General features: G+C 35.1%; 16 protein-coding genes and 1 pseudogene. 7 read left to right on the forward strand and 10 right to left on the reverse strand.

Annotated features, from left to right (window positions below):
• Nucleotides 1-101 precede the first annotated feature (101 nt).
• Entirely contained in the window at nt 102-509 is a 408-nt protein-coding gene (locus EG242_RS06470) for a hypothetical protein (RefSeq protein ID WP_124899086.1), read from the forward strand.
• Nucleotides 510-619: 110 nt separating this feature from the next.
• Complete coding sequence (locus tag EG242_RS06475; protein WP_124899087.1) at nt 620-1000, forward strand: hypothetical protein; 381 nt, start codon at nt 620-622, stop codon at nt 998-1000.
• Between the two features lie 18 nt (nt 1001-1018).
• Here the strand turns inward: EG242_RS06475 and EG242_RS06480 are convergent, their stop codons facing one another.
• The 6 genes from EG242_RS06480 to EG242_RS06505 are packed head-to-tail and all read right to left on the reverse strand — an operon-like array spanning nt 1019 to nt 4695.
• Nucleotides 1019-2542: a bifunctional GNAT family N-acetyltransferase/carbon-nitrogen hydrolase family protein gene (locus EG242_RS06480; RefSeq protein WP_124899088.1), complete on the reverse strand. Its 1524-nt coding sequence runs from the start codon at nt 2540-2542 to the stop codon at nt 1019-1021.
• A gap of 56 nt (nt 2543-2598) precedes the next feature.
• Nucleotides 2599-3057: a hypothetical protein gene (locus EG242_RS06485; RefSeq protein ID WP_124899089.1), complete on the reverse strand. Its 459-nt coding sequence runs from the start codon at nt 3055-3057 to the stop codon at nt 2599-2601.
• Nucleotide 3058: 1 nt separating this feature from the next.
• The gene (locus EG242_RS06490) at nt 3059-3406 is read right to left on the reverse strand and encodes a hypothetical protein (protein WP_124899090.1); all 348 of its coding nucleotides are present in this window, start codon (nt 3404-3406) and stop codon (nt 3059-3061) included.
• 27 nt (nt 3407-3433) lie between these two features.
• The gene (locus EG242_RS15215) at nt 3434-3757 is read right to left on the reverse strand and encodes a DUF805 domain-containing protein (RefSeq protein ID WP_124899091.1); all 324 of its coding nucleotides are present in this window, start codon (nt 3755-3757) and stop codon (nt 3434-3436) included.
• A 1-nt stretch (nt 3758) separates the two neighbouring features.
• Nucleotides 3759-4217: a hypothetical protein gene (locus tag EG242_RS06500; RefSeq protein ID WP_124899092.1), complete on the reverse strand. Its 459-nt coding sequence runs from the start codon at nt 4215-4217 to the stop codon at nt 3759-3761.
• Nucleotide 4218: 1 nt separating this feature from the next.
• The gene (locus EG242_RS06505; RefSeq protein WP_124899093.1) at nt 4219-4695 is read right to left on the reverse strand and encodes an XRE family transcriptional regulator; all 477 of its coding nucleotides are present in this window, start codon (nt 4693-4695) and stop codon (nt 4219-4221) included.
• Between the two features lie 98 nt (nt 4696-4793).
• Here EG242_RS06505 and EG242_RS06510 point away from each other — a divergent pair, with 98 nt between their 5' ends.
• The 5 genes and pseudogenes from EG242_RS06510 (at nt 4794) to metG (ending at nt 12361) form a co-directional block, all read left to right on the forward strand.
• A complete protein-coding gene (locus EG242_RS06510) occupies nt 4794-5006 on the forward strand; it encodes a hypothetical protein (RefSeq protein ID WP_124899094.1) in 213 nt (70 codons plus the stop codon).
• Between the two features lie 90 nt (nt 5007-5096).
• Nucleotides 5097-5816, forward strand: coding sequence for an endonuclease/exonuclease/phosphatase family protein (locus tag EG242_RS06515; RefSeq protein ID WP_124899095.1), 720 nt, complete (start codon nt 5097-5099; stop codon nt 5814-5816).
• Nucleotides 5817-5890: 74 nt separating this feature from the next.
• Nucleotides 5891-9292: a hypothetical protein gene (locus EG242_RS06520; RefSeq protein ID WP_124899096.1), complete on the forward strand. Its 3402-nt coding sequence runs from the start codon at nt 5891-5893 to the stop codon at nt 9290-9292.
• A gap of 255 nt (nt 9293-9547) precedes the next feature.
• Nucleotides 9548-9829 (forward strand): annotated as a pseudogene (locus EG242_RS15220) (hypothetical protein); the annotation flags it as partial.
• A 462-nt stretch (nt 9830-10291) separates the two neighbouring features.
• On the forward strand, nt 10292-12361 hold the full coding sequence (gene metG / locus EG242_RS06530) for a methionine--tRNA ligase (RefSeq protein WP_124899098.1): 2070 nt from the start codon (nt 10292-10294) through the stop codon (nt 12359-12361).
• A gap of 352 nt (nt 12362-12713) precedes the next feature.
• On the opposite strand, the gene EG242_RS06535 is transcribed toward metG, so the two are convergent.
• The 4 genes from EG242_RS06535 to EG242_RS06550 all read right to left on the reverse strand — a co-directional run bounded on the left by EG242_RS06535 (nt 12714) and on the right by EG242_RS06550 (nt 15984).
• Nucleotides 12714-13817: a DUF2891 domain-containing protein gene (locus EG242_RS06535; RefSeq protein WP_124899099.1), complete on the reverse strand. Its 1104-nt coding sequence runs from the start codon at nt 13815-13817 to the stop codon at nt 12714-12716.
• 79 nt (nt 13818-13896) lie between these two features.
• A complete protein-coding gene (locus tag EG242_RS06540) occupies nt 13897-14175 on the reverse strand; it encodes a GNAT family N-acetyltransferase (RefSeq protein WP_124899100.1) in 279 nt (92 codons plus the stop codon).
• A 62-nt stretch (nt 14176-14237) separates the two neighbouring features.
• Nucleotides 14238-15665 (reverse strand): amino acid permease, encoded by a 1428-nt coding sequence (locus EG242_RS06545; protein ID WP_124899101.1) that lies wholly within the window; start codon nt 15663-15665, stop codon nt 14238-14240.
• 136 nt (nt 15666-15801) lie between these two features.
• On the reverse strand, nt 15802-15984 hold the full coding sequence (locus EG242_RS06550; protein ID WP_124899102.1) for a hypothetical protein: 183 nt from the start codon (nt 15982-15984) through the stop codon (nt 15802-15804).
• Nucleotides 15985-16011 lie beyond the last annotated feature (27 nt).

Consider the following 16011-nt stretch of genomic DNA (forward strand, 5'->3'; position numbering starts at 1 on the left):
CTAATAAAATCATGTGTTAATAATTTACTATATTACTAATTAAAAATTTGATCGTTTTAAAAAAAAAAATATATTTGATATAAATAATTAAAATATTGTATATGAAAAAATTAGTGTTATCAGCATTATTCGCATCAACTATGTTAGTAGTATCTTGTGACAAAAAGAAAGGTATTGAAGAAAAAACAACTACAGAAACAGAAACAACTGTAGATGCTGCAACAGAAACGCAGACAACAACAACTACCACAGAAACTACTTTAGAAGTACCTAAATTTAGTTCTCCGGAAGCACAAAAATTTGCAGAAGAATATACTGCTTATGTAAAAAAATCAATGAAAGCGGCAAAATCTGGAGATGCTGCAAAAGTATCAGAATTACAAGCTAAAGCTGCTGATTGGCAATCAAAGCAAACAGAAGTAGCTTCAAAATTAACACCGGAAGATGTTAAATTATGGCAAGAATATTCTATGAAATTGGCTGAACAACAAAATTCAACAATTAAATAGTAAAAAAAAATTCAAAATTTTTAAGACACAGTGTATGCTGTGTCTTTTTTTTTGAAATTGTATTTTGTTTTTTACTACATTTATAATTCAATCAATAAAAATTAAATGGTATGAAAAAGATAATTTATCCCATGTTATTGTCGACAGTTTTGTTGACGGCATGTAAAAAAGAAGAAAATAAAATTCAGGAACCAATGACCGATCCACCGGTTGAGAATTCTAACGATGTACAACAAAATACGGTAGAAGACGTAGTTGCTGTTCCAAATTTTCAATATGCCGAAGCAGATCAGTTTGCGCAAGAATACAGCAAGTTTGTGAACGATTTTAAAACTGCAACAGCACACAATGATTCTGAGGCATTAAAAACTTTGGGTCCAAAACTAAACGAGTATCAAAAAAGAGGTGTTGAGCTGGCAAAACGTGTTCCACAAGAAGAAGCCGTTGCTTTTCAAGATTTCTTAAACAGATTAGAATCGTATATTAAATAAAAATAGAGCCTTATGGCTCTATTTTAGTTTTCTTAATTTATATAGATCTAATCTGCGGTCTTTTTTAATGCGTACACTCCCTAATTCGTGTAATTCTTTTAGTGCGTTTAGTTCCACATCAACAATCAGCGTCATCTCAGTATTTGGTGTAGCCTCTGCTTTGATACCATTGTTTGGAAAAGCAAAGTCCGATGGAGTGAAAACGGCCGCTTGTCCGTATTGAATATCCATATTATTTACTTTTGGCAAGTTTCCAACACAACCTGTAATGGCAACATAACATTCGTTTTCAATAGCACGGGCTTGGGCACAGCTACGCACTCGCGTGTATCCGTTTTGGGTATCGGTTAAATAAGGAACAAACAAAATTTCCATACCATCTTCGCTCATAATTCGGGCTAATTCTGGAAATTCTACATCGTAACATACCATTATTCCAATTTTTCCGCAATCGGTATCAAAAGTCTGTATGGTATCGCCACCTTGCATTCCCCAATATAAACGTTCGTTTGGTGTAATGTGTATTTTGCGATACATTTCAGACGATCCGTCGCGTTTACAAAGAAAACCTACGTTGTATAAAACATTGTCTTCTAAGTAAGGCATACTGCCCGTAATAATGTTGATGTTATATTGAATAGCTAATTCTTGAAAACGCTTTTGAATGATATCGGTATGTTTTGATAATTCACGAATAGCTTCGGCCTCGCTTAAATGGTTGTAATCTGCCATAAGTGGTGCTACGAATAATTCTGGAAACGTAGCGAAATCGCTTTCGTAACCTGAAACAGCATCGATAAAAAATTCTGCCTGATCAAAAAACTCTTCTAAATTGTTCAACGGACGCATTTGCCATTGGATCAAACCTAAACGAACCACACTTTTTTTGGCGTTGATTAAAACCGGTGATTTATCGTACGAAATATTGTTCCATTCCAGTAACACAGCATAATCTTTAGAGTCGTGATCGCCTTCTAAATAATTGCGCAATAAACGTTTTATGTGAAAATCGTTGTTTACCTGAAACGAAATTACCGGATCATGAATTTCTTTGGTTTTTACTTTATCAAGATATTGTTTCGGAGTATATTCTTTAGAATGATTGTGATAATTTGGAATTCTGCCCGCAAAAATAATCGATTTTAAATTCAGCTGTTCGCACAATTCTTTTCTGGCATCGTATAAACGGCGTCCCAAACGAAGTCCGCGGTAATTAGGATGAATAAAGATATCAATTCCGTACAAAACGTCGCCCTCTGGGTTGTGTGCTTTAAATTTGCTATCGGTTACAATATCGTTGTATTTATGGTTTGATAGCGCTAAGTTTTCATCAACAATAAGCGATAAAGCAGCTCCCACTACTACATCATCTACCACAATTACGATTTGCCCTTCGGGAAAAACTTTCAGTAACCGACGGATTTCTTCTTTTTTCCAATACGGATCTTCCACACCTTCTTCATACGCCTGAAGCATGGAATTTTTTAATTCGATATAATCTTCAATTTCTAAATTTCTTAATTCTACTTTGTTGATTTGCATTCTTTCTCGTAAATTTTTCCTTAAATTATAAAAAATGTTCGATTAAGATGTTAAAATTAACGCAAATTTGGTCGAGCGGTGAATGGAGAAAATGACCAAGGAATTGATACGAAAAGAATAAAAAGTATAATTAGATAGCTCACAAACAGATATTTAAAAGCGTTGTTAGAGCCGATCTTTTCTTTGGTTTTATCTGTAAAAATATTTAAAAGTATAACGCCCAAAATCATCATGAACGGATGTTCTAATCCAAAAAAGCGAATTTCACGCCATTTTACTGCCTGACTCACCTCCGACCAAAAGGCTTTAACCATTGGGCTTTGGGTTAAAAGTAAAATTCCGACTAAAAATTGCAGATTGAAAACGTTTTTTATCACTTTAAAAAGTTGATAATCTTTGGTTGTGTAAATAGCTTTTTTTGATCGTTTTATGATGATAAATAGTAGTCCAATTAAAATAGACGCTAAAACTAACCATCGTAAGTAAGAATGAATTATTAACAGATAACTGTACATTTTAATTCTTTTTAACTAATACAAACCAATCGTTTTCTATAGGCATGTAACCTTGATCGTACACAAAATAATACGTTACGTTAGATTTTGTGATGTATATAGAAGTGAACAATGAAAAATCGAAGCCTAAATCGAGTAGTTTTTTACGGTTGATTTTTGCTTTCCCTTCGGGATTGTTTTCTGATAAAATACGGTAATTTTTGCGCAACGTGTAATTAACCGTTCGCATTAAATTGGTGCTGTCTTTGTTTAATTTGTTGTTGTAGGTATTGCGGCAGGCATCGTTACAGAATTTTTTATCTTCCCGACCAATGATTTTTTCGCCACATTCTAAACAATTTTTGCCCATTTTTATTTTAAAGATACAAAAGGATTTTTATTTTTTAGATTTTATTAAAAGAAAGAGTCTGAAAAAAGAACTTATAAATGGAATAAAGCTTATAAGAATTAAGTTTGTAGAAAGGTTCAAATATCGTAAACGCCTTGTTGTTGCTGATAGAGTAGGTGTAGTTACAACAAGCAGTATTAAATCAATATAAAAAAGGTTGATGTAGGTTCTAAAATCAGAATGATTTATTCGAGTTGATAATTCGAGTGCTACAAGTAAAAGAACTAATTCTATTACAAAATATATTGCAAATTCAGATCTGTTGGCTTTACCGGTTAAATTAAAACCATAGTAAAATATTTTTTTCAACATCTTATTTCAAAAGTGTTAAGCGTTGTTGCAGTTCATCGCGCACTTCCATATAGTTTTTGTAGTACAAACTCGAAAATACCGCTAAAGCCTTTTTATCTTGAATTAAATAACAATATTCGTGATACTGTGCTCGCTGTCTAAATTCGCGAATAGCAAAACCATCAATGGCATAAATCTTAAAAGTTTTTTTAGTACCAAATCCTAACAATTGTTTTACTTCAATGGTGTCATCGGTAATTTTTACCGTTGCCATGCGCAGGTTCATTTCAATAAAAAAGCCCCAGATAATAACAAACAAACTTACCAAACAGCACAACACCAAAAATACCGTTAAGCCCCAATGCCAGCTGTCTTGAAACATGCGCAAAAACTTGTTGACAATAAAGGCAGTTAAAACCGGAAAACTTAAAATTAGTATGCTGTAAAAATAGGCGGTGTTACTTAATTTTGACTGAACCATTTTATATATTTTTTTCAAATTTAGCGTATAATTTCCAAAAGCTTGGCAGGTTTTCGGTATTAAAATCTTCCGATTTCCATTCGTTCAGTTTTAAATTAATCGTTGTTTTGTTTTGATTGTAGATTCCAATAAAGATTTCGGTATTCGTTAAAAACATTCCTAAATGATTATCTAAGATATGTAAAGTATCAATTTGTACTTGTTCAAAAAACAAAATAGTGTATTCGGGAATATCAACGTTTGCCGGTGAAGCAATTTCGTGCGTTAGTTCTAAAGCAATAAATTTATTAGAACTGTACATTGGAAAAGCAATAAGATCTAATTTCTGAACATCAAAAGTCCCTTCCTTAATATGATGAATGGCTTCGCGAGAAATAAACGGAATGTTTGCAAAGTTTTTTTGTAATTTCTTCTGACCTTCCTCGTTAAAATAGTCGTTAAAGTTTAAAATCTCGTTAACCGACAGTTGTTTTGTCAAAAGATGTTCTAACGGAATGCTAAAATAATTAGCAATTTTTATAATAATTTCTAATTTAGGTTCTGCTCGTAATTCTTCGTAAGACGAAATGTTTCCTCTTGTTAAGCGAAAATTTTGAAGGAAAATACAGTTATTGGAGTATTTTTAATCCGAATATTGGATACAAAGTTCAGCTGACTAAAAATTTAAGTTTAGATCCATCGGTTGGTTTTAACTGGAAATGGGAAGTTAAAGGCAAAGGCGTTATTGACAACCAATACTTTGACAACTTTGTTTTTAAAGCCGGTGTTAAATTAGGTTATACTTTTTAATAAAAACACTATTCAAAAAAGTCTGTATCGTTTAAAATGATACAGACTTTTTATTTATATTTGAATTAAGCATAACTAAAAAACAGCAAATTGAGAATTATTACATGGAACTGTAATGGTGCATTTAGGAAAAAATTCGAGCAATTATCATTTTTAGACGCAGATATTTACGTTATTCAAGAATGCGAAAACCCTAGTGAATCCAATGATTTACATTATAAGGAATGGTGTAAAAATTATATTTGGATTGGAGAAAATAAAAACAAAGGATTAGGAATATTTGCAAAGCCAGAAATAATACTTCAAAATCTTCCTTGGTCAAATAAATATCATGATCATTCTGTTAAATACTTTCTACCTTGTAGAGTAAACAATGATTTCGATTTAGTTGGAGTGTGGACGCATCAAAATAATTCTCCAAATTTTGGATATATAGGTCAACTATGGAAATATCTACAAATCAATAAAACTAATATGAATAGAACTATTATTATTGGAGATTTTAATAGTAATTCTATTTGGGATCAGTGGGATATATGGTGGAATCATTCTGATGTTGTAAAAGAATTAAAAGAAATAGGAATAGAAAGTTTCTATCATAAAATGTCAAATGAAGATCAAGGAAAAGAAACTATACATACACTATACTTGCAAAGAAAATTTATAAGACCATACCATATTGATTATATATTTGGACCTTCAAATTTTCAAGAGAAAATTAAAATGTTTGAAATTGGAAAATTCGATGATTGGATTAGTTTAAGTGACCATATGCCGATTATTTGTGAATTCAATGAATTAAGTAAATAGTTTTCGTAAACTTTAATAATCAAACTTTCAAGAATAAAATACACTATTTTTGATGTTTTGAAGTTATAACTTACATGAAACAGTTTTTTTGTTTTGTATGGTGTTTTTTAATTTTTTCTTTTGCCCATGCACAGGAAACAAATTCGCTGTACAAATCAAAAAAAATCATAACCGATTCTTTAACCACAACTGTTCATCTAGACAGCGTTGCGCTGAACAACACCTATTTTAAGATTGTCAACAATCAGGGAATCGATCTTGATACTGCAAATTACACGGTAGATTACAACAAAGCAACCCTTACATTTACACAACCTTTACAAGACACCCTAAGCGTTTCCTTTTTAAATTATCCCGATTTTTTAACCCGAACCTATGCTTTGTACGATACCAAACGTATCGTTCCGAATAAAGAAGGCGCGTATATTTTCTCGGTTCCCGAAAAACAGGCAACCACTTTTACGCCTTTTGATGGGTTGAATACTAACGGAAGTATTTCACGGGGAATTACCGTAGGAAACAATCAAAATCTGGTAACAAATTCCAATCTCGATTTGCAGATTGTCGGAAATTTATCAGATAAAATTCAAATTCGGGCATCGCTGCAAGACAGTAACGTTCCTTTGCAAAACGGCGGGTATTCACAAAAAATGGATGAGTTCGATCAGATCTTTATGGAACTTTTTTCGACTGATTGGAGCATTAAAGCCGGAGATTTGTTTTTAGAAAACAGAGCTTCCCGCTTTTTAAACTTCAACAAAAAAGTTCAGGGAATTTCGGGCACCGTAAAATTCGGAAACGACAAAAGCAAAACCACCATTGAAACCGCAGCTGCCTTGGTTCGCGGGCAATATGCAAAAAGCGAATTTGTTGGTCAGGAAGGAAATCAAGGTCCGTACAAATTAAAAGGAACTAACAATCAATTATATATTTTGATTATTTCGGGATCGGAATCGGTATATGTAAACGGACGAAAACTCACTCGAGGCGAACAAAACGATTATGTGATTGATTATAATTCGGGCGAAATTCGCTTTACCACTCTTTTTCCGATTACTTCGGATATGCGTATTGTGGTAGAATATCAATATACCGACAGAAATTATGCGCGATTTTTAGGTTATGGCGGTATAAAACACGAACGCGAAAAATGGAATATTGCTGGATATGTTTATACCGAAACCGATATTAAAAATCAGCCTGTACAGCAAAATCTAAACAAAGAACAAGTCGATATTCTTAAACAAGCCGGTGACAGTCTGGCGTTAATGATGGCGCCGTCTGCGTATCCCGATACTTATTCAGAAAACAAAACGTTGTACAAAAAAGTCAGCCAAAATGGATACGAATTCTATCAGTATTCTAACACGCCAACCGATACGTTGTATATGGTTTCGTTCAGTTATGTTGGTCCAAGCAACGGAAATTATCGTTTGGCAAATTCGTCGGGCGTTGGTAAAATTTATGAATTTATTGAACCTGTAGATGGATTAAATCAGGGCGATTATGAACCGTTGATTCAGCTAATTGCGCCTACTCGTTTAACTTTGGCAACCGTTATGGGGCAATACAAACCGAAAGATTTTACGCAGGTAGATTTTGAATTTGGATTTAGCAACCACGATGAAAACTTGTTTTCGCCTATTGATGATGAAGATAATCAAGGAATTGCCGCCAATGTAAATGCCACGCATCGAGTTTTGAACAATAAATGGAAGGTGGATGTTTTTGGAAATGTGCAGTTGGTAACAGAAAATTTCAAGACCATTGAACGCTTGTATTCTATTGAATTTGATCGGGATTGGAATGTTTCAAATACCTTCGGAAATCAATCGTTGCTGACCGTTGGATCTAAAGTTTCCCCGAATGATAATAGTTTTTTTACTTATCAATACAGCCGTTTAGAATACAGCAACAGCTACATTGGGCATAAACAGTCTTTGATTGGTAATTATCTGTACAAAAACTTCAACCTAAACACTAATACCAGTTTTCTATCGGCAAAAGGCAGCGTTTACAATACCAATTTTATTCGAAGCAAAACACAGGCGGTTTACACAAAAGATAAAAATTGGGCAGGTTCGCGTTTAGATTTAGAAAATTATCAGGTAAAAGATGTTGCCACGCAGCAGTTTCAAACCTTATCACAAAAATACGCGCAAATTGATGCCTTTGTAGGTCGTGGCGATACGTTAAAAACCTATGTAGAATTGGGTTATACCTATCGGGTAAACGATTCGTTGCAGAATAATGTGTTGCGAAACGTTTCAAACGCGCATTCGTTTTATGTAAAATCGCAATTGTTTAAAACCCAAACCAGCGATTTATCTGTTTACGCCAATTACCGTCGATTAAAATATACCGATACCGGTTTGGTAGAACCTACGCTGAATTCACGCATTGCATACAACGATCGTTATTTAAAAAACCTGATACAGACCAACACTATTTACGAAACCTCATCGGGTGCTGTGGCGCAGCAAGAATTTACCTATATTAAGGTTGATGCAGGTTTGGGAACCCACATGTGGAACGATTATAACGGCAACGGCATTCAGGAATTAGAAGAATTTGAAATTGCGCCTTATCCCGATTTGGCTGAATATGTGCGGATGTTTTTACCGAATCAGAGTTTTGTAAAAACGCATCAAACCAAGTTAACGCAGGTTTTTAATTTCAACTTCAGTATTTGGCAGAACGAAAGTGGCTTTAAGAAATTTGCCAGTCAGTTTCATTTGCAATCGTCTTTTATTATCGATCGAAGTATTTTGAGAGATGGAAGCGGAATTGCTTGGAATCCTTTTGGATCTTCGTCTGATGAACTGGTTGCAGAAAATTCAAACATTCGTAATTCGATTTATTTCAACCGCGGGAAACAAAAATACACCACCATTTATTCGTTAATAAACAATCGGGCTAAAAACCTGATGAATTTTGGAAGTTTAGACAATAAAATCACCACACACCAAATACAGTTTCAGCATTTATTAAACAAGTGGTGGCTGGTGCAGTTAACCAATAAATTTGATAAGGTTGAAAGTATTTCAGAAAACTACGGATCTAAAAATTACCTGCTGAATAATTTAAGCATCAATCCACGAATAAGTTATTTGTTTTCGCAAAATGCCCGAGTAGAATTATTTTACGAATGGAAAGATAAAAAGAATGTACAGGGAGATCTAGAAACCTTGCAACAACACCGCATTGGAACTGCTTTTAACTGGAGTACCTCGCAAAAATTTACATTTAACGGCGAATTTTCGCTTTACAATAACAAATTCTCGGGCAATCCGTTATCTGCTGTGGCATATCAAATGTTAGAAGGTTTGCAGCCCGGTAAAAATATCACATGGCGCTTACTTTTCCAAAGAAATTTAACCAAGTATTTAGATGCAAACATAAGCTATCAAGGTAGAACCAGCGAAACCGCAAAAACCATTCATACAGGAAGTATTCAATTACGTGCGTTTTTTTAAACAAAATGTGTATATTTGTTTCTTTAACAGATCAAAATCATGAAAAAAATAACAATTATTGCATTGTTTGCTGCTTTAGGAATGGTTTCTTGTAACGACAAAAAAGCAGAAGCTACAACTACTACAACAGATACTACAGCTACAACAGATGCTGCGCCGGTAGATCCGCATGCAGGTCATAATCATGCACCAGGTGAAGGTCACGACCATGATCATGGAGCAACTACAGAAGCTACAGAAGTTGCAGTAGGTATGAATCCGGCTCACGGACAACCAGGTCACCGTTGCGACATTCCGGTAGGAGCACCATTAAATTCACCTCCAGGTCAAGGAGCAGGACAAACTGCTGCACCAGCAGCGCAACCAAGCCAAGGTGGCTTTTTAGGTGGTGGAGACGCTCAAGCACAAGCTCCGGCTCAACAACAAGCAGCAGCACCTAAACAAGAAACTGCTCCGGGAATGAAAGGAAAACCAAATCCAGCACACGGACAACCAGGTCACCGTTGCGATATTTCTGTTGGTCAACCGTTACCGTAATTTAGTTTTGGATTCTAGATAATAGAAGATAGATAATAGAAGATAGATATTAGACAAACCTGCAAGATTTTTGAAATCTTGTAGGTTTTTTTTATTCTATTCGGCGGTTCCACTTCTCTCACAGAACGGACTTTGTCATTCAGAACGAAACGGTAGCGGAGTGAAGAATCTATGTTATTCTATTAGTTATATATTTTTCATTATGAGATTACTTCGTCAGTCCGCAAGTTCGAGTCCGAAATAACAAAATACGTTAATAACTTTTGACTTTCGACTTTAAAAACTTTAAGACTAAAATTGCGTTAGGGATTGCAGCGGCATCCTTTTATAGGTGGCTGAGGTACTCGAAGCCCCGATAAAAGATACAGCGAAAAGCCCGACCGAAGGGAACGCCCAAATACAACTTATTTATTTTATGTATCCTTGTTTTTATGTATTTTTGTAGCTTGAAAACTTGATACAATGATTCAAAATCCTAAAAGATATACCATTACAGCGGCTTTGCCATACACCAACGGACCTATACATATAGGACATTTGGCGGGCGTTTACGTTCCTGCCGATATTTACGCTCGTTTTTTACGCCTTCAAAATAAAGATGTTGCTTTTATCTGTGGTTCGGATGAACACGGAGTTGCAATTTCAATGAAAGCCAAAAAAGAAGGCATTTCTCCGCAAGAGGTTATTGATAAATACAATAAAATCATTACGGATTCTTTTCATGAATTTGGTATTTCGTTTGATAATTATTCGCGGACTTCGGGTAAAATTCACCACGATACAGCATCTGATTTTTTTAGAAAACTGTATGATGACGGTAAGTTTATCGAAGAAGTTACCGAACAGTTGTACGATGCCGAAGCAGATCAGTTTTTGGCAGATCGATTTGTTACGGGAACTTGCCCTAAATGTAGTAGTGAAGGTGCTTATGGTGACCAATGTGAAAAATGTGGTACCTCATTAAACGCTACCGATCTAATTAATCCAAAATCAACCATAACAGGTTCAACGCCGGTTTTAAGAGAAACCAAACACTGGTTTTTACCTTTAGATCAGTACGATACGTTTTTACGTGAGTGGATTTTAGAAGGACATAAAAACGATTGGAAACCAAATGTTTACGGACAAGTAAAATCTTGGTTAGACGACGGTTTGAAACCAAGAGCAGTAACCCGCGATTTAGATTGGGGGATTGATGTGCCTGTTGATGGTGCCGAAGGCAAAAAACTGTATGTTTGGTTTGATGCACCTATTGGTTACATTTCATCGACCAAAGAATGGGCTGCTCGCGAAGGTAAAGATTGGGAGCCTTATTGGAAAGATCAAGACACCAAATTGGTTCATTTTATTGGGAAAGATAATATTGTTTTTCACTGTATTATTTTCCCGGCTATGTTAAAGGCAGAAGGCAGCTATATTTTACCTGATAACGTGCCTGCAAATGAGTTTTTAAATTTAGAAGGAAATAAATTATCGACTTCTAAAAACTGGGCAGTTTGGCTGAATGAATATTTAATCGATTTCCCTGAAAAACAAGATGTGCTGCGTTATACTTTAACGGCAAATGCACCCGAAACCAAAGACAACGACTTTACATGGAAAGATTTCCAGGCTAGAAATAATAACGAATTGGTTGCTATTTTCGGAAATTTCATTAACCGCGTAGTGGTTTTAACCAATAAATATTACAACGGAATTATTCCTGCGCCTAATACTTTTAACGAGGTTGATGAACAAACGTTGGCAGAATTAAAAGCATATCCGGCAGTAATTGAAAGTTCAATTGAACGCTACCGTTTCCGCGAAGCATTGGGAGAATTAATGAATGTGGCACGTTTAGGAAATAAATATTTAGCTGACGAAGAGCCTTGGAAACTGATTAAAACCGATGAAGATCGCGTTAAAACACAAATGTATGTAGCATTGCAAATTGCTGCAGCGTTATCTACTTTGGCAGAACCATTTTTACCATTTTCGGCAGCGAAACTAAAAAATATGTTGAATGTTACATCGAGCGAAGTCGAGATGTCTTGGAACAAAGTTGCAGAAACATCAGATTTAATTCCTGCAGGTCACCAAATTGGTCAGGCTGAATTATTGTTTGCAAAGATCGAAGACGAAGAAATTCAAAAACAAATAGATAAATTGGAAGCTACAAAACTAGCAAATGCAGCCGAAGCAAAAACGGCAGAACCACAAAAGGAAACCACACAGTTCGAAGATTTTGCAAAGATCGATTTACGTGTAGGAACTATTATTGAAGCCGAAAAAATGCCAAAAGCAAACAAATTACTGGTTTTAAAGGTTGATACAGGTATCGATGTTCGTACCATTGTTTCAGGAATTGCCGAACATTTTACTCCAGAAGAAGTAATTGGCAAACAAGTTACCGTTTTAGTAAACTTGGCTCCAAGAGCATTACGTGGCGTGAACAGCGAAGGAATGTTGTTACTAACCGAAACCAAAGAAGGTAAATTGGTATTTGTAAACCCTGATGAAGCCGGAGTTTACAACGGAGCTACAATTGGATAATTTCATTATATTATAAGTAAAAACGCAAACCAAATGGTTTGCGTTTTTTTGTTTGTAATGTCGTTTTGAACTTGACATATTATATTTTCTGGTTAGACTGTCATTCCGGACTTGATCCGGAATCACATCCAGAAATTATAAAATATTTATACTCATGATGAGAAGCTGACCCGAGCTTGCGAACAGAACGAAGTTAAACGAGTTCAGCTTGACAAATACACTCTATTTTAATGCTGATTAAAAGACTCTTCACTACGCTTTCGCTTCGTTCTGAATGACAAAGAAATGTGACATTTCGAACATAATGAAGAATCTAAAATCTCTATACTCATTACTTATATCTAAAAACTTTCTACTGCGCATCTAACGCCTGTAAAGCAAAACTACCTAACCAATGACTTCCCATATAATCATCGTTTGATATGTTTGGAAAAGCAGCATTGAAATGTTTTTCAGCAATAGGTTTTAAATGGTTCAGTTCAGGCAACACTTTTGCAATTTGAAACAGACAGGTTGCTCTGCTAAAATTTAATCCGTCTAAATGCACCAAGTGTCCGTCGGTTCTGTCGGAAACTTTACCAACTTCTAAGTCAAATTTCTTATCGAACAATTGTGGCAAGAATTTCTGTAACCAGATTTTATAATCGGTTTGTGGCAATACTTTACTCATTAACCACGCTTCCTGCAAACAAGGCGATAAAAAGTCGTGACCGCTTGGTTCGTAAGCAATCGGGCAATTGGCATCGTTCGTATATAATTCTTTAGCTTTTGCGGTAATTGCATCCTTTAACTTGGTGTTGCCAACCGTTTGCGCATATTCTAAACTCAACGCCATTCCAAAAGCCGTATTGTCGTGTGTTCCTGTTCTAATCGGATAATTCAATTTTGGCAAATATTCCAAATATCGTTCAACAAAAACATCCTCTAACGGTTGCAAAGTTTTGTACCATTGCTGTGCTTTCGGATTGTCTTTCCACGTATATAATTCTTCTTGTAACTTGAAAAACCACGCCCAACCGTAAGTTCTTTCAAACGTTTTGTTGTGTGGTTGATCGAAAAAAGATTTTTCTATCGTTACATTTTCATCGGTAAATACTTTTGTAAGCAGCTGATCTATTGTTTTGTCCTGATCTAATTCTGGAAACTTCTTCACTAATTTCACAACCGACCAATATCCGTGTGCCGATGAATGCCAATCGAAACAACCGTAAAAAATTGGTCGCAACTGTTTAGGCGATTTCAATTCGTCTGATGATTTTAAAACCTGTCCCAATTTATTCGGATATTCAACCTCTAAACAATGTAGCGGCAACGCGATAATCTTTTGTGCTTCGGCTAATTCTAATTTTAATGTTTTTTGATTTTGTTCTGGCTGAATAGTAGTTTCCGTACTATCTTTTTTACAAGAAAACATCAGGAAAGCACAAATAAATAAGGAAGAGAAAAGCTGTTTCATTTATCGAAATTTTTATAAATATAATGAGAATAAACAAAAAAGCAGTTCCGAAGAACTGCTTTTCAAATATTTTTAATGCTTAAAGTACATCTTGAATACTTGCATCTTTATCGAATGCTGCTTTAGCAAACGGACACAAAGGCAAAATCTTAATGTTGTTTTCTCGAGCGAAATCAACAGCTACCAAAACCATCTTTTTTCCAACTCCTTGACCACCAAATGCGGGATCAACTTCGGTATGATCTATAATAATTAATGTATCGCCCGCTTTACTGTAAGTCATTTCACCTGCTTTTGCTCCGTTTTCAGTTGCAATAAAAGCTCCTTTATTTTCTTCTTTTCTGTGATTGATTTCCATAACCATTTTAGTTTTAGATTAGTTCCTTAAAATTATAAAATACTTTGGAAACACACGTTAACTTACATTAATTTTCGCTGCTTGTTTTTTTGAACAATTTGATATGTTACAAACAAAATAATTAACCAAACCGGAATTAAAATTACCGAAACATGCATACCCGTAATACTCATAATTGCTAAAATTGCCAGTAAAAACACAATACAGATGTAATTTGAAATAGGATATATGATAGACGGAAACTTTGTTTTGATGCCTGCCTGATCTTTAAACTTCCTGAATTTTAGATGCGTAAAAGAGATCATTACCCAGTTGATGATCAAACAAGAAACCACAAGTGACATCAAAATCTCAAACGCTTGTTCTGGCACAAACTTATTAATCAAAATACAAATTGCGGCAAAACAGCTCGATACAATAATTGCACGTGTTGGCACAGAGCTTTTATTTAATTTCAATAGAAATTTAGGCGCGTTGCCTTGTTCTGCCAAACCAAACAACATACGACTGTTGCTGTAAACCGATGAATTGTAAACTGACAATGCCGCTGTTAAAACAATAACATTCAACGCATTTGCAATAAGGTTTGTTGCAGAAACATCGGTCCCGAAAAAGTTGAACTGCATTCCTTTTAAATTATCGAAAACGGTAACAAACGGACTTGTTTTCGTTGTAATGGTTTCCCAAGGTGAAAGCGAAAAAAGAATAATCAAGGCTCCAACATAGAAAATCAAAATTCTATAAATTACCTGATTGGTTGCTTTTGGAATATTTTTCTCTGGATTTTCGGCTTCGGCAGCTGTAATTCCAATCAGTTCCAAACCACCGAACGAAAACATGATAATTGCCATTACCGACAATAATCCCTGATAACCAGTTTCGGTTTTTTCGAACCAGCCTTTAGGGAAAAACCCGCCGTTATTTGTAAGGTTTGATATACTTGCCTGTTCGCCACCTGTTCCCGAAACCAATAAGTACGTTCCAAAAACAATCATTGCAACAATAGCAACTACTTTAATAATTGAAAACCAAAACTCGGCTTCGCCAAACATTTTTACAGAACCTAAATTCAGCGCCGTAATTGCAAAGAAGAAAAATGTACTTGATGCCCACAAGGGAATTTCGGGCCACCAATACTGTACGTAAATTCCTATGGCGGTTAATTCAGACATGGAAACCAGAATGTACAAAATCCAATAATTCCAACCCGAAGCATAACCCGCAAACGAACCCCAATATTTATAAGCAAAATGCGAAAAAGATCCCGAAACAGGCTCTTCTACAACCATTTCTCCCAACTGGCGCATAATAAAAAAGGCAATGATTCCTGCAAAGGCATATCCAAAAATAACCGATGGTCCTGCTAAAATGGCTGCCGGTCCAATTCCTAAAAATAAGCCGGTACCTATAGCTCCGCCCAACGCAATTAGCTGAATATGTCGGTTAGACAACCCGCGCTTTAAGGTGTTGTCTGTTGTTGTTTGTTCCAAAGTTGAAAGTTTTAGTTTGTTTTAACTGCTAAAATAAAAGTTTATTTTAGAAAATCAATAAAAAAGGCTGCACTTGGCAACCTTAATTCTTCGCTTAAAATAAAAAAACATAGTATAAATCATAAATAGATAACTTCTACATTCTTTTTAAAATTCCGTAAAACAACATACTTAGGCCAACGCCAACAGCTGCACCCATTGTTTTAGAGTGTCCTGTAACCTTTGTAACGGCAATACCTGCCGCTGCACCTGTGGTAACTAACGCAGCTATATCCTCATAATTTAGCTGCTGCATTTCTTGTTTAATTACATTTTTCATAGTTTCTCTTTTTCTATTAAATGTACA

The organism is Paenimyroides viscosum, assembly GCF_003858535.1.
Classification (GTDB): Bacteria; Bacteroidota; Bacteroidia; order Flavobacteriales; family Flavobacteriaceae; genus Flavobacterium; species Flavobacterium viscosum.

Excerpts from the sequence above, each read along its gene's own strand:
- EG242_RS06475 (WP_124899087.1), top strand. The coding sequence starts at position 620 with ATGAAAAAGATAATTTATCCCATGTTATTGTCGACAGTTTTGTTGACG.
- EG242_RS06550 (WP_124899102.1), bottom strand. The coding sequence starts at position 15,984 with ATGAAAAATGTAATTAAACAAGAAATGCAGCAGCTAAATTATGAGGAT.
- EG242_RS06470 (WP_124899086.1), top strand. The coding sequence starts at position 102 with ATGAAAAAATTAGTGTTATCAGCATTATTCGCATCAACTATGTTAGTA.
- EG242_RS06535 (WP_124899099.1), bottom strand. The coding sequence starts at position 13,817 with ATGAAACAGCTTTTCTCTTCCTTATTTATTTGTGCTTTCCTGATGTTT.
- EG242_RS06520 (WP_124899096.1), top strand. The coding sequence starts at position 5,891 with ATGAAACAGTTTTTTTGTTTTGTATGGTGTTTTTTAATTTTTTCTTTT.
- EG242_RS06480 (WP_124899088.1), bottom strand. The coding sequence starts at position 2,542 with ATGCAAATCAACAAAGTAGAATTAAGAAATTTAGAAATTGAAGATTAT.
- EG242_RS06485 (WP_124899089.1), bottom strand. The coding sequence starts at position 3,057 with ATGTACAGTTATCTGTTAATAATTCATTCTTACTTACGATGGTTAGTT.
- metG (WP_124899098.1), top strand. The coding sequence starts at position 10,292 with ATGATTCAAAATCCTAAAAGATATACCATTACAGCGGCTTTGCCATAC.
- EG242_RS06540 (WP_124899100.1), bottom strand. The coding sequence starts at position 14,175 with ATGGAAATCAATCACAGAAAAGAAGAAAATAAAGGAGCTTTTATTGCA.
- EG242_RS15215 (WP_124899091.1), bottom strand. The coding sequence starts at position 3,757 with ATGTTGAAAAAAATATTTTACTATGGTTTTAATTTAACCGGTAAAGCC.
- EG242_RS06500 (WP_124899092.1), bottom strand. The coding sequence starts at position 4,217 with ATGGTTCAGTCAAAATTAAGTAACACCGCCTATTTTTACAGCATACTA.
- EG242_RS06490 (WP_124899090.1), bottom strand. The coding sequence starts at position 3,406 with ATGGGCAAAAATTGTTTAGAATGTGGCGAAAAAATCATTGGTCGGGAA.